Below are 13,080 nucleotides of genomic sequence, written 5' to 3' on the forward strand. Positions count from 1 at the left end.
AGGGCTATTTCACGGCACCGAACGACAGGCCGCGGACCAATTGTTTCTGGCTGATCCAGCCGAAGATCAGGATCGGCGCACAGGCCAGGGTTGACACTGCCGACAACTTGGCCCAGAACAGACCTTCAGGACTCGAGTACGAGGCGATCAACGCGGTCAGTGGCGCGGCCTGCGACGAGGTCAGGTTCAGCGACCAGAACGCCTCGTTCCAGCACAGGATCAGCGACAGCAAAACCGTGGAAGCCAGGCCGCCCTTGGCGATCGGCAGTAGCACCCGGACCATTTCCTGCCACAGCGTTGCGCCGTCCAGGCGTGCGGCTTCGAGGATGTCTTTGGGGATGTCTTTGAAGTAGGTGTAAATCATCCAGACCACGATCGGCAGGTTGATCAGCGTGTAAATCACGATCAGCGCGATTCGCGTGTCCAGCAGGCCGAAACTCTTGGCCAGCAGGTAGATCGGCATCAGCACGCCCACCGGCGGCAGCATCTTGGTCGAGAGCATCCACAGCAGCGTGCCTTTGGTGCGCTGGGTTTCATAGAACGCCATCGAGTAGGCCGCCGGCACGGCGATCAGCAGGCACAACGCAGTGGCACTGAAGGAAATCACCACCGAGTTCCAGGCGAAGCTGAAGTAGTCGCTGCGCTCGTTGATGTGCAGGTAGTTCTCCAGCGTCGGTGTGAAGATGAACTGCGGCGGCGTGGCGAACGCATCGATTTCGGTTTTAAAACTGGTCAACACCATCCAGAAGATCGGGAAGAAGATCAGGATCGCGATGGCCCAGGCCAGAGTGCCGAGCAGCAGGCTTTGCAGGCGGCGGGATTGTTGAAGAGTCATGGCGCAGGCCTCAGGCTTTGTCTGTCAGGTTTTTGCCGATCATTCGCACCAGCACGATGGCCGCGACGTTGGCAATCAACACCGCGATCAAACCACCGGCGGACGCCATGCCGACGTCGAACTGCACCAGCGCCTGGTTGTAGATCAGGTAGGCGAGGTTGGTCGAGGCGTAGCCGGGACCACCGTTGGTGGTGGTGAAGATTTCGGCGAACACCGACAGCAGGAAGATGGTTTCAATCATCACCACCACCGCGATTGGCCGGGCCAGGTGCGGCAGGGTCAAGTGCCAGAAGATCGCGACCGGACCGGCACCGTCCAGGCGCGCGGCTTCTTTCTGTTCCTGATCGAGGGACTGCATGGCGGTCATCAGGATCAGGATCGCGAAGGGCAGCCACTGCCACGAGACAATGATGATGATCGACAGCAGCGGGTAGTGCGCCAGCCAGTCCACCGGCTGCGCGCCGAACAGCTTCCAGATGTAGGCGAGAATCCCCGAGACCGGGTGAAAGATCAGGTTTTTCCAGATCAGCGCACCGACGGTGGGCATGATGAAGAACGGCGAGATCAACATCACCCGCACGATGCCGCGACCGAGAAACTCACTGGCCTCCAGCAACGCACTGATCAACACGCCGAACACCACGCTGATCAGCAACACGCTGCCCACCAGCAACAGGGTGTTGGTGGCGCCAGGCAGAAAGCCCGAGTCGCTCAGAAAGTAGCTGAAGTTCTCCAGCCCCACGAACTGGTTTTCACCGGGGTAGAGCAGGTTGTAGCGAATCAATGAAAAGTAAACGGTCATGCCCAGCGGCACGATCATCCATAGCAGCAACAACGCTACCGAGGGGCTGACCAGAAACCAGCCGGGGTTGCTCAACCGGCTTTTACGCACCGGTTGGGGGATGTCCATGTGAGCTTTGACAGTTGAAATATTCATGGCGATAGAACCGATTGGGAACAGACAAATGAAGATCTAATGTGGGAGCGGGCTTGCTCGCGAAAGCGGTGTTCCAGTCTCTGAAGATGCATCGGATGTACCGGCCTCTTCGCGAGCAAGCCCGCTCCCACATGGATTGCGTTACACCTGTGGGAGCGTGGCTTGCCCGCGATGGAGGCAACTCGGTGTCCAGACAATCAGAACAGTTGCACCCACCGCACCGTTACTATTTGGGATAACCGGCGCGCTTCATCTCACGTTCGGTGGTTGACTGGGCGGCGGTCAGGGCCTGGTCGACCGTGGTCTGGCCGATCAGCGCTGCCGAGAACAGCTTGCCGACCTGGGTGCCCACGGCCTGGAACTCAGGAATGGTCACCAATTGGATGCCGACATAGGGCACAGGCTTGAGGGACGGTTTACTCGGGTCCGCGGCCTTCAGCGATTCCAGCGTCACCTTGGCGAACGGCGCGGCATTCATGTAGGCCTCGGTGTAGGTCGAGGCACGAGTGCCTGGCGGCACGTTGGCGATGCCGTCTTTTTCCGCGACCAGCGCACCGTATTCCTTGGAAGTGGCCCAGGTGCTGAATGTTTTCGCCGCGTCCTTGGCCTTGGAACTGGTCGGAATGGCCAGCGCCCAGGAATACAACCAGGCCGAACCTTTGTCGGTGGTTTCATGCGGTGCGTAGGTGAAGCCGACGTGATCGCTGACCTTGCTTTGGGTCTTGTCGGTGACGAACGAACCGGCGACGCTGGCATCGACCCAGATCGCACACTTGCCGCTGTTGAACAGCGCCAGGTTTTCGTTGAAACCGTTGCTCGACGCGCCCGGCGGGCCGGACTTTTTCATAGTGTCGACGTAGAAGTTCAGCGCGTTCTTCCACTCCGGCCCGGTGAATTCTGGCTGCCATTTTTCATCGAACCAGCGTGCGCCGTAAGCATTGGCGACGGTGGTGATCAGCGCCATGTTCTCGCCCCAGCCAGCCTTGCCGCGCAGGCAGATGCCGTACTGTTCTTTGTCTTTATTGGTGAGTTTGCTGGCAAATTCGCTGATCTGAGTCCAGGTAGGGCGTTCGGGCATGGTCAGCCCGGCGTCCTTGAACAGGTCGGTGCGGTAATAGGTGATGGAGCTTTCCGCGTAGAACGGCAGGGCATAGAGCGAGCCCTTGACCGAAAGGCCTTCACGGACCGAAGGGAACACGTCGTCGAGGGCGTAGGTGGCCGGCAAGTCCTTCATCGGTTCCAGCCAACCCTTGGCACCCCAGAGTGCGGCTTCGTACATGCCGATGGTCAACACATCGAACTGTCCGCCCTGGGTGGCGATGTCGGTGGTCAGGCGTTGACGCAGGACGTTTTCTTCGAGCACCACCCAATTGAGCTTGATGTCCGGATGTTCGGCCTCGAAGGTTTTCGAGAGTTTTTGCATGCGGATCATGTCGCTGTTGTTGACGGTGGCAATGGTCAGGGTCTGGGCGCCGAGGCTGACGCTACTGAGGGTCATGCAGGTGAGAGCAAGCAGAGCTTTTACAGAAGGTTGCATCGTGCACTCCTTTTCTGCACCCGGCGGGTTACAGAAGGACAGTTATTGTTTTTGTGTCTTCCGAAGGGCAGGAAGAATGTGCACTGATTACAGCCTTCAAACGATGGGCTGACAAATCATCCATCGCACTGTCACCGATACTTTTTTGCACTGGGGTTCAGTTCAAGAAGCTTGGAGAACGGTGTTTTAGCGATTAGAACCGATTGAATCCGTACAGGTTTATAGGGCTGAAAATCAAAAGATCGCAGCCTTCGGCAGCTCCTACAGGGATCGCGTGATTCTGTAGGAGCTGCCGAAGGCTGAGACCTTTTGATCCTGCTTTTAACCGTGGTTTTGCTCAGTCAAACGCTGCACTGCCAACCGCCGGTAGTGCGACGGCGTCATGCCCTTGAGCTGTTGGAAACGTCGGTTGAAGTTGGAAATATTATTGAAGCCTGACTCGAAACACACATCGGTCACCGTTTTGTCGCCATCGGCCAGCAGCTCGCAGGATTTGCTGATGCGCAAACGATTGACGAATTCGATGAAGCAGCGCCCGGTGGCCTGTTTGAACACTCGGCTGAAGTAGGTCGGCTTCAGACCCAGATGCTCGGCGACTTCTTCCAGCGGCAGTTCCCGGGCGTAATGGGCAAAGATGTAGTCCACCGCGCGGTTAGTGCGGTCGATATTGTGTTCATCGGCCAATTGCGGCGTCGTGGCACCGGACAGCAACTGATAGTCATCGGACGCCGCCAGCAACTCCAGCAGAATGAAAAAATGCCCGAGCCGGGTCATGCCCTTGGTATCAGCGATGCGCTGCATCAAGGTCATGGCCTGACGGATCGTGCGCTTGCAGCGAAACTCGATGCCGTACTGCGCGCGCTCCAGCAAGGGTGCAAGCGTCTTGAGTTCGGCGAACACCTGATGGCCGCTTTCAAACAGCTCGTCAGTGAAATTGACCAGCATGTCGCGCTTGGGCACCACTTCGTCTTCAGCCACCTGGCTGATCCAGTTGTGCGGCAGGTTGGGGCCGGTCAGGAACAGCGTTTCCGGGTAGAAGTTACCGATGTAGTCACCGATGAACACCTTGCCGGAGCTGGCGACGATCAGGTGCAGTTCGTATTCCTTGTGGAAATGCCAGCGCACCAAAGGGCACGGGAAGCCGTGCTGACGATAGATGATGGACAACCCGTTATGGTCGTCCATCAATTCGTAGGAAGGATCGGTAACTCTGGCTGGTCGGCTCATGTCAGGGCACTTTTATTGTTATCGCCCGTTGATCATGCCTCTTTCCAGGCTCACTGTGCCAGCCCGCGACGTTGACCGTTCAGGACCGTTCATGCAACGAGCGGCCATAAACGGCTTTCATGCTGGAGGCGATCCAGCAGTAGCGAACAATCTCGCACTCGTCGAAAAAGTCAATGTTAATGATGCTGCAACGGGTTACCCAGTCGCGCGTTGTGCTGAACCAGTCATTGATTTGGCTTTTTATGTGCTGAGGGCCGCCCAATAGTGAATAGGTGGTCGCCGACAGCGACCAGAGAAACGTTTCGTAGGGCGCATCTTCAAGGGTCGTAGCGATATGGCTATGCAGCTCTGTGGTATCAGTGAAGGCCTGGTCGCGCCACTTGTGCGTTATGCGCGGCCAGAAGTACTTGCTGTCCAGCCCCGACGCACCTTGGGCCGCCATGACGATGCGGCGCAATGAACTGGTGCGCTTGAGTTCGCCCACGGTTTTCAATGCGTCGCTATGCGGGATGATTCGCAGCCCAAGGCGACGCACCAGTACGTCGTTGAATTTCCGATAGTCGAAGGGTTTGCCCGCGATTCCAAGTTGATGAAAGTCCAGCACGATGAATTCATCCGGATTTCGATCCAGGAAGGTCGATACCGCATCGATCAGTTCATCGAGGATCCGATGGGACTGAAACCCATTGTGATGAAAGTAAAACACCGGCTCTACGGGGCCGAATGTGTAACCAAGCCGCAGATCGAAAGCCCGCGCGCCATTGGCCAGTTGCCAGGCAAATGAATCGTTCTGGCAGGTTGTCCAGTTGCCGACCACCACTTCATAGTTTGGCGCTTTTTTGTCCATGCCGGCGTTATGAGCGCCGGGCCAGACAATGTCGGTCAGCTTCAACTGATCGATATCCAGTACGTTGCTCATCCACTTCTGTTTATCAAGCGTTCCCGTTGCACTGTGAGTCATGATTATTCCTTGTGCGTTAACTTCGCCCCATCCGTGGGGCGAATTGGTTCGTGAGCCGAAGGCGGCGAAGGGCCGCGTCCGGATTGTCAGGCTGTCATAAAGACAAGTTCAGAAACCAGCATAGGAGTGCTTGGCAGTATTGCCAGCGATAGAAATATCTCAACAAATATAGCTAAATGATGGCGCGCTAGAGTGGGGGGTTATTTGATCCGGCTGTTCGCCTTCTTAAGATTTACGGTTCGGCAATAAGAAACTATCTTCGTTTCTTCAAAAAAATCGACGTTGATAATGTTGCACTTTTCCGCCCAATCGGATTTTTCCGGATCAAACCACAAATCAAGTTGAGTGTGAATGTCTACGGGGCCGCCGAGAATGCTGTAGCTGGTTGCGGAAAGAGACCACGGTGCCCATTTGCCGGGAGGGTTGTTCAGCACTTCGATGATGTGTTTTTCCAGCTCCGCGGCACTGGTAATATTGTTGCCACTCCATTTGTGGTCGATCTTCTCGCAAAATGCATTTCGATCAAGTGCGCCGTGCCATGGGGCTGCGACCAAAATTCTTTGCTCAGTGCTGATTTGTTTGAGTTGGCTGAGGCTCAGGTGCAAGTTTCTGGTGGGAATGATGCGATGGCCAAGGAAGTGGATCATCATGGAGTTGAAGTAGGTAAAATCAAACGCCTCTTTATTTTCATTCAGTTCGTGGAAGTCAAGGGTAATGAACTCATCGGGGTTGTCCTTAAGGAATTGATTCACGTCAGTAATGAGTTCCCCCAAGGTGCGGGAAGAGAGGATGCCACCGTGCTGGAAGCGAAATTTTCCGAGCCCCTGTGCACTAGCGTCGTACTCCAACCGGACATCAAGTACGCGTGCACCGCTGTTCAGTTGTGCATGAAATGGTTTGTGCTGACACGCCACCCAGTGCTTGGGCAAGGAATAGGATGCTTCCCAGTCGCAGCCCGCGTTGTGAGTGCCTGGTAGAGTCAACTCGCAGAGCGATAAAGTGTCGATGGCCGGTGTCGCGGTCATCCAGTTGTTGAGTGCGTAATTGTCTAAAGTATCGTTGTTCATTAATGCATCCTTGCATCATTTAATAGGAAAGGTCACACCTTTGGTGAGTGATGTGTTTGGGGTGCGACTTCCCCATGTTTATAGCGATGAAAGTATCAATGGCCAATCGCTGGATTGATGCAAGGTATGTGGTTTCTATATCAGATAGTTGGAATGAATTGAAAACTTAGTTATTGAGTTCGATTCTTTGCCTCAATCCACTGCGCCATGTACTGAGTGCTTTTGTGATGGTGATGGCGCAACATGCTGCCGGTGAAGTTATCCCTTCTAAGTTGTGCCAGGTGTTGCTGGCAATACAACAGTTTCTCGATCAGTGCCGGGCCATGTATCGCTGACTGATAGCGCTCGGCCAACAGCGTCTGCCCATTGGATTGGGCACTCATCCAGAGGTCTTTGTCTTTATAAAGACGAACCGCACAATCGGCGAACTCACGCGCAGTTCGGGTCACGGCGCCCGGCCACGGCTGTTCGCGGTGCATCGCTTCTGCGCCAATCGGCGTGGTGACATTGGGTGTACCGCACAGCATGGCATCGACGATCTTGCCTTTAATGCCCGCACCGAAGCGTAACGGCGCCAGACACACCCGGGCCGCAGACATGACTTGCAATGCATCTTCTGCCCAATTCATCACATGAAACCCTTGGGCTGCATTGTGCAGGGCGGTGGCTTTGGGTGGCGTATAGGCGCCATAGATATGCAATTGCGCCTCTGGCAACTGCGCACGGATCAGCGGCCAGATCGTGGTTTTCATCCAGAGTACGGCGTCCCAATTCGGCGCGTGGCGGAAGTTACCGATACTGAGGAAATGCGCACGCTCCTCAAACGCCGGCGACGTGGTGGTCAGCGGTTCGACCATCAACGGGCAGCAGTGCAGCAGTTGTTGCGGCAACCCGAACTGCTCGACCAACAATTCAATCTCCACTTCGGAGATCATCAGGTTCAAGTCGCAGCGATACAGCGCGGCGATCTCCCGTTTTGCCAGATCGGTGTCGGCCATGAGTTCGAACTCTTCACGCAATGCCGGGACGAATAACTCGCTGAAATCGTTGGCGTCGTCACTGGCCTTCAAGCGCTCCTTGAGGCGCTGATGCCGAGCATGTCGCAGGCTTTGCAGATCGGAGGTCTCCAGCACGCGCAAGGCGTCGGGGCAGTGTTTCTCTACTCGCCAGCCGAACTGTTCCTCCATCATGAACTGGTCGAATAGCACGATATCCGGTGCCAGTTTACTGACAAAGGTGTCGAAACTGCTGTTATTCAACTCGATCGGCACTTCGCGAATGCCCAACGCAGTCAGGTCCGCACGGTGCTCACCGGTGCCGGCCGGGCTGCTGAAGGTAATGTCCCAGCCTTGCTGCAAGAACGTATCGAGAATTTGCATCACATGCCCACTGGCCGCAGAAGAGCGGGGCTCGGGCCAGACGTAACCAATCACCAGGACTTTGGTTGCGCGGGGCTGACTCATTGACGGGTATTCCTTGAAACGGGTAGGGAGCGGAGAAAGTCGGGGTGCGAGAAAAGTCAGGCCTGGACGAGTATGCCTTTGACCTTGTCCCGCAACTGATCAATGGAAAACGGCTTGCCAATGATATGCATGCCGTCAGGTACCTCGATGCTTTCGGCATAACCGCTGGCGAACAGAATGGGCAATTCGGGACGCAGCATGTGTGCCTGTTTCGCCAATTCCCGACCGTCCATGACGGGCAGACCCACATCCGTCATCAGCAAATCGATGTCCTGGTCTTCATCATTGATGAACTCCAGCGCCATTTCGCAGCCATCCGCCGCAAGTACCCGGAATTCCAATTCCTCCAGTACATCAACGATCAGCGTGCGCACGATGGCATCGTCTTCGACGACAAGGATGGTGGAGGCGTTGGTGGGCATAGTGGGCTCTCAAAGGTTGAATTCGCGGTTGCCGGTCGATCGAAATCGCCGGGCTCTTGCATGAGTAAGTGACGAATCATGACAAGTTCCCGACGCGCTACAAAAACAATAGCCGCACAAGAGCCGCAGAGAATAACCGCTCCTTTGTCCCAGAGCAGCTAAATGCAGGTTTTTGCCGCAAAACATGTCAGAAAAATGGATGAGCTCGGCCGTTTTGGGGCAGACTCGATGCTTTTCAACAGTACGACAAGGCCTCCCCATGACCTCTGCGTCCTCGGTTGATGAGCAACGATTCCGCAAACTCCTGAGCCGCAACGTCAGCCTGCCGTTGGGTGTCGGCATTATCAGCGCGGTTTTCTTCGTTTCGCTGATCAGCTACCTGCTGTCGGTGATCCAGTGGGTCCAGCACACCGACCGGGTGATCAATAATGCCAATGAGGCGATAAAGCTGACCGTCGATCTGGAAACCGGCATGCGCGGGTTCCTGCTCAGCGGCGACGAACATTTCCTTGACCCTTACGAGACGGCCAAGCCGAGAATCGCCGTCGCTCTCAATACCTTGCTCGAATTGACCACCGACAACCCGGTCCAGACTGATCGTCTGCGCCGGCTCCAGGCCTTGCAGACGGAATGGGCTAATTACGCGCAATCGATGATCGATTTGCAGCGCGCCAGCGGTGACTACCGTGGCGCGGTCAAGGCCGGACGCGGCAAGCGTCTGACCGATGAGATCCGCAAGCAATTTGAAGATGTGATCGATCTGGAACAACAGTTGCGCGCCACTCGCAACGAGGAAGTGCGTCAAACCACGATTTGGAGCATCGCCTTTTATCTGCTGTTCGTGGCCGGTATCAGCGGGTTGCTGGCCTACATTGGCCGTCGGGACTTGCTCAAACTGTCCCAAAGCTATAGCGCCAACCTCGCCGGGCAACAGGCCAGTGCCCGGCGCCTGGAACAGCAAGCCTGGTTACGCAACGGTCAGACCGAACTGGCCGAGCAAGTCCTGGGGCAGTTATCCCTCAATCTGTTGGGGCGCAACATCCTGCAGTTCTGCGCCCAATATTTAGGCACGGCTGTCGCGGCGATCTATGTCCGTGAGGATCATGGTGGCCTGAAGCGCATCGCGTCTTACGGTTTCTCCCGGGAGCAGGAAGCGCTTGAGCAGCAGATCTACAGTGGCGAAGGGATTGTCGGCCAGGTGGCGCAACAGGCGCGCTTGATTCGTCTTGATGACGTACCGGGCGACTACTTCAAAGTCAGCTCCGGCCTGGGCGAAGGTTTACCACACAGCGTGCTGGTGGTGCCGACCAGCGACGACGATCGGGTCAACGGTGTGATCGAACTGGGGTTCCTGCGCACGCTGACCGATCGCGATGTTGAACTGCTCGAATTGATTGCCGGCAACATCGGTACCTCGATCGAGGCCGCCCGCTATCGCCAGCGCTTGCAGGAAGTGCTGGCCGAAGCCCAGCAACTCAACGAAGAGCTGCAAGTTCAGCAAGAAGAACTCAAGACCGCCAACGAAGAGCTGGAAGAGCAGTCGCGGATTCTCAAGGAATCCCAGGGCCACCTGGAAGCCCAGCAGGTAGCGCTGGAGCAAACCAACGAACAACTCGCCGAGCAGGGGCAGATCCTGGCCGCGCAACGCGATGCCATGGACCTGAAGAACACTGAATTGAATCTGGCTCAAGTTGAGCTCGAAGCGCGCGCCGAAGAGTTGCAGCGCTCCAGCAAGTACAAATCCGAATTCCTCGCCAACATGTCCCACGAGCTGCGCACGCCGCTGAACAGTTCGTTGATTCTGGCCAAATTGCTGGCGGAAAACCCGCAGGAAAACCTCAGCGCCGAGCAGGTCAAATTCGCCGATTCGATTTACTCCGCCGGCAACGACTTGCTTAACCTGATCAACGATATTCTCGATATTTCCAAGGTCGAGGCCGGCAAGCTTGAGGTGCGTCCGGAGAACACCAATGTTGCGCGTCTGGTGGAAGGCCTGCGCGGCATGTTCCAGCCGATGGCTGCGGACAAGAAACTGGATTTTCAGGTGCAATTGCAGGCCGATGCACCGCTGACGCTGTTCACCGACCGCCAGCGGCTGGAGCAAGTGATCAAGAACCTGCTGTCCAACGCGGTGAAGTTCACCGAAAAGGGCACGGTCAACCTGAGCGTCGCTGCTCAGCCAGACAACGGCATCGCCTTTATCGTCCGCGATTCCGGTATCGGTATTGCGCCGGATCAGCAGGAAAGCATTTTCGAAGCCTTCCGTCAGGCCGATGGCACCACCAATCGTCGTTACGGCGGCACCGGCCTGGGCTTGTCGATCTCTCGTGATCTGGCCACGTTATTGGGCGGCTCCATCAGTGTGACCAGCATGCCTGGGCAGGGCAGTGTGTTCACCCTGGTGTTGCCGCAGCACTACGTCGAGCCGGGCGACGCGCCTGTCGAGACGATGAAAGCCACGCCGGTGGTCATGCCGAAAAGCGCCGTGGTTACTGCGCCTGTGCCGCTGATTGCCGACGTCGACATTCCGCGTTTCGACGATGATCGCAACAAGGCGCCATTCGCCACTCGCTGCATTCTGGTGGTGGAGGATGAGCCGAACTTTGCGCACATCCTCTACGACCTGGCCCATGAACTGGGTTATCAGTGCCTGGTAGCCCACGGCGCCGACGAAGGCTACGATCTGGCCAGGCAGTTCATCCCTGATGCGATTCTGTTGGACATGCGCTTGCCGGATCATTCCGGGCTGACGGTATTGCAGCGCCTGAAAGAACATGCCGAAACCCGGCACATCCCGGTGCACGTGATTTCGGTCGAAGACCGCGTCGAGGCCGCCATGCACATGGGCGCCATCGGTTATGCGCTCAAGCCGACCACGCGTGAGGAACTCAAGGATGTGTTTGCCCGCCTCGAAGCCAAACTGACGCAGAAGGTCAAACGGGTGTTGCTGGTCGAAGATGACGATGTGCAGCGTGACAGCATCGCCCGACTGATTGGTGACGAGGACATCGAAATCACCGCTGTCGGCCTGGCGCAGGATGCGCTCGACTTGCTGCGCAGCACGATTTTCGACTGCATGATTATCGACCTGAAGCTGCCGGACATGCTCGGCAACGACTTGCTCAAACGTATGTCCACCGAAGATATCTGCTCGTTCCCGCCGGTGATCGTCTATACCGGACGTAACCTGACCCGGGACGAAGAGGCCGAGCTGCGCAAGTATTCGCGCTCGATCATCATCAAGGGCGCGCGCTCGCCCGAGCGGTTACTGGACGAAGTGACACTCTTTTTACACAAAGTCGAATCCCGGTTGTCCCAGGAACGCCAGACGATGCTCAAGACCGCCCGCAGTCGCGACAAGGTTTTCGAGGGACGTAAAGTGCTGCTGGTGGACGACGATGTACGCAACATCTTTGCCCTCACCAGTGCGCTGGAGCAGAAGGGCGCAATCGTGGTCATTGGCCGTAACGGCCGTGAAGCGATAGAGAAATTGAATGAAGTCGAGGACATCGACTTGGTGCTGATGGACGTCATGATGCCGGAAATGGATGGTTTCGAAGCCACCCTCGAAATCCGCAAGGACCCGCGCTGGCGCAAGCTGCCGATCATTGCGGTGACGGCCAAGGCCATGAAGGACGATCAGGAGCGCTGCTTACACGCCGGCGCCAACGACTACCTGGCCAAGCCCATCGATCTGGATCGTCTTTTCTCGTTGATTCGTGTGTGGTTACCGAAGATGGAACGCATCTAGTGGAGCGCAACACCGAAATCGAATTGCGCTTGTTGATTGAGGCGATCTACCTCAAGTACAGCTACGATTTTCGCGATTATTCCGCCGCGTCGATCAAACGCCGGGTCAATCATGCCTTGAGTCAGTTTGAGTGCAAGACCATCTCGTCGCTGCAGGAGAAGGTTCTGCACGACCCGACCGCATTCATGCAACTGCTGCAATTGCTGACGATTCCGGTCAGCGAAATGTTTCGCGACCCTTCGCACTTCCTGGCGCTGCGTCAGGAAGTGGTGCCACTGCTCAAGACTTATCCGTCGATCAAGGTCTGGATCGCCGGTTGCAGCACCGGCGAAGAGGTCTATTCAATGGCGATTCTGCTGCGCGAAGAAGGCTTGCTGGATCGCACCATCATCTATGCCACCGACATCAACCCGCGCTCACTGGATAAAGCCAGGCAGGGGATTTTCTCCCTGGAGAATGTTCGGGCCTACACTCACAACTATCAGCAGGCGGGTGGTCAGCGTTCGTTCGCCGATTACTACACGGCGGCCTATGGCTATGCCATTTTCGACAAGAGCCTGTGCGACAACGTGACCTTCGCCGATCACAGCTTGGCCACTGACAGTGTGTTCTCGGAAACTCAATTAATTTCGTGTCGTAATGTGTTGATTTATTTCAACAAGAAACTACAGGGTCGCGCGTTCGGCTTGTTTCACGAATCCCTGTGTCATCGGGGGTTTCTTGCACTGGGCAGTAAGGAAACCCTGGATTTCTCGGCTTATGGCAATCAGTTTGAAGCCTTGGTCAAACCCGAACGGATATACCGCAAATCATGAACAGGGCAGTGCAGGATACTCATCAGCTGGATCTTCGCGGCATCAGCCGTCTGCTTGTCGAGCTG

Annotated in this window: 10 protein-coding genes; 2 read left to right on the forward strand and 8 right to left on the reverse strand. The window is 56.3% G+C overall.

Annotated features, from left to right (window positions below; genetic code table 11):
* Positions 1-4 precede the first annotated feature (4 nt).
* The 8 genes from AB7M29_RS17805 to AB7M29_RS17840 form a co-directional block, all read right to left on the reverse strand.
* Complete coding sequence (locus AB7M29_RS17805; RefSeq protein WP_007905617.1) at positions 5-835, reverse strand: carbohydrate ABC transporter permease; 831 nt, start codon at positions 833-835, stop codon at positions 5-7.
* A gap of 10 nt (positions 836-845) precedes the next feature.
* Positions 846-1,745 carry a carbohydrate ABC transporter permease gene (locus tag AB7M29_RS17810; RefSeq protein WP_225922933.1) on the reverse strand — a complete coding sequence of 300 codons (900 nt, stop codon included), beginning with the start codon at positions 1,743-1,745 and terminating at the stop codon, positions 846-848.
* A 253-nt stretch (positions 1,746-1,998) separates the two neighbouring features.
* On the reverse strand, positions 1,999-3,309 hold the full coding sequence (locus AB7M29_RS17815) for an ABC transporter substrate-binding protein (protein WP_217854833.1): 1,311 nt from the start codon (positions 3,307-3,309) through the stop codon (positions 1,999-2,001).
* Between the two features lie 321 nt (positions 3,310-3,630).
* Complete coding sequence (locus tag AB7M29_RS17820) at positions 3,631-4,536, reverse strand: AraC family transcriptional regulator (protein WP_052963349.1); 906 nt, start codon at positions 4,534-4,536, stop codon at positions 3,631-3,633.
* A 79-nt stretch (positions 4,537-4,615) separates the two neighbouring features.
* Positions 4,616-5,497 (reverse strand): PI-PLC domain-containing protein, encoded by an 882-nt coding sequence (locus AB7M29_RS17825; protein ID WP_217854834.1) that lies wholly within the window; start codon positions 5,495-5,497, stop codon positions 4,616-4,618.
* Between the two features lie 200 nt (positions 5,498-5,697).
* The gene (locus AB7M29_RS17830; RefSeq protein WP_217854835.1) at positions 5,698-6,564 is read right to left on the reverse strand and encodes a PI-PLC domain-containing protein; all 867 of its coding nucleotides are present in this window, start codon (positions 6,562-6,564) and stop codon (positions 5,698-5,700) included.
* Positions 6,565-6,734: 170 nt separating this feature from the next.
* Positions 6,735-8,027 carry a glycosyltransferase gene (locus tag AB7M29_RS17835; RefSeq protein WP_454247428.1) on the reverse strand — a complete coding sequence of 431 codons (1,293 nt, stop codon included), beginning with the start codon at positions 8,025-8,027 and terminating at the stop codon, positions 6,735-6,737.
* A gap of 56 nt (positions 8,028-8,083) precedes the next feature.
* Positions 8,084-8,449, reverse strand: a complete 366-nt coding sequence (locus AB7M29_RS17840; protein ID WP_217854837.1) for a response regulator — start codon at positions 8,447-8,449, stop codon at positions 8,084-8,086.
* Between the two features lie 259 nt (positions 8,450-8,708).
* Between AB7M29_RS17840 and AB7M29_RS17845 the strand changes: the two genes are divergently transcribed.
* On the forward strand, positions 8,709-12,200 hold the full coding sequence (locus tag AB7M29_RS17845; RefSeq protein WP_454247429.1) for a response regulator: 3,492 nt from the start codon (positions 8,709-8,711) through the stop codon (positions 12,198-12,200).
* Positions 12,200-13,015: a CheR family methyltransferase gene (locus AB7M29_RS17850; protein WP_217854839.1), complete on the forward strand. Its 816-nt coding sequence runs from the start codon at positions 12,200-12,202 to the stop codon at positions 13,013-13,015. The genes AB7M29_RS17845 and AB7M29_RS17850 overlap by 1 nt, the downstream gene beginning before the upstream one ends.
* The last annotated feature ends 65 nt before the right edge of the window (positions 13,016-13,080 follow it).

The organism is Pseudomonas sp. F-14 TE3623 (assembly GCF_053629015.1).

What these genes read in the sequence shown, in the direction of transcription:
- AB7M29_RS17805 (WP_007905617.1), bottom strand. Translation starts at nt 835, where the DNA reads ATGACTCTTCAACAATCCCGCCGCCTGCAAAGCCTGCTGCTCGGCACT.
- AB7M29_RS17810 (WP_225922933.1), bottom strand. Translation starts at nt 1,745, where the DNA reads ATGGACATCCCCCAACCGGTGCGTAAAAGCCGGTTGAGCAACCCCGGC.
- AB7M29_RS17815 (WP_217854833.1), bottom strand. Translation starts at nt 3,309, where the DNA reads ATGCAACCTTCTGTAAAAGCTCTGCTTGCTCTCACCTGCATGACCCTC.
- AB7M29_RS17820 (WP_052963349.1), bottom strand. Translation starts at nt 4,536, where the DNA reads ATGAGCCGACCAGCCAGAGTTACCGATCCTTCCTACGAATTGATGGAC.
- AB7M29_RS17825 (WP_217854834.1), bottom strand. Translation starts at nt 5,497, where the DNA reads ATGACTCACAGTGCAACGGGAACGCTTGATAAACAGAAGTGGATGAGC.
- AB7M29_RS17830 (WP_217854835.1), bottom strand. Translation starts at nt 6,564, where the DNA reads ATGAACAACGATACTTTAGACAATTACGCACTCAACAACTGGATGACC.
- AB7M29_RS17835 (WP_454247428.1), bottom strand. Translation starts at nt 8,027, where the DNA reads ATGAGTCAGCCCCGCGCAACCAAAGTCCTGGTGATTGGTTACGTCTGG.
- AB7M29_RS17840 (WP_217854837.1), bottom strand. Translation starts at nt 8,449, where the DNA reads ATGCCCACCAACGCCTCCACCATCCTTGTCGTCGAAGACGATGCCATC.
- AB7M29_RS17845 (WP_454247429.1), top strand. Translation starts at nt 8,709, where the DNA reads ATGACCTCTGCGTCCTCGGTTGATGAGCAACGATTCCGCAAACTCCTG.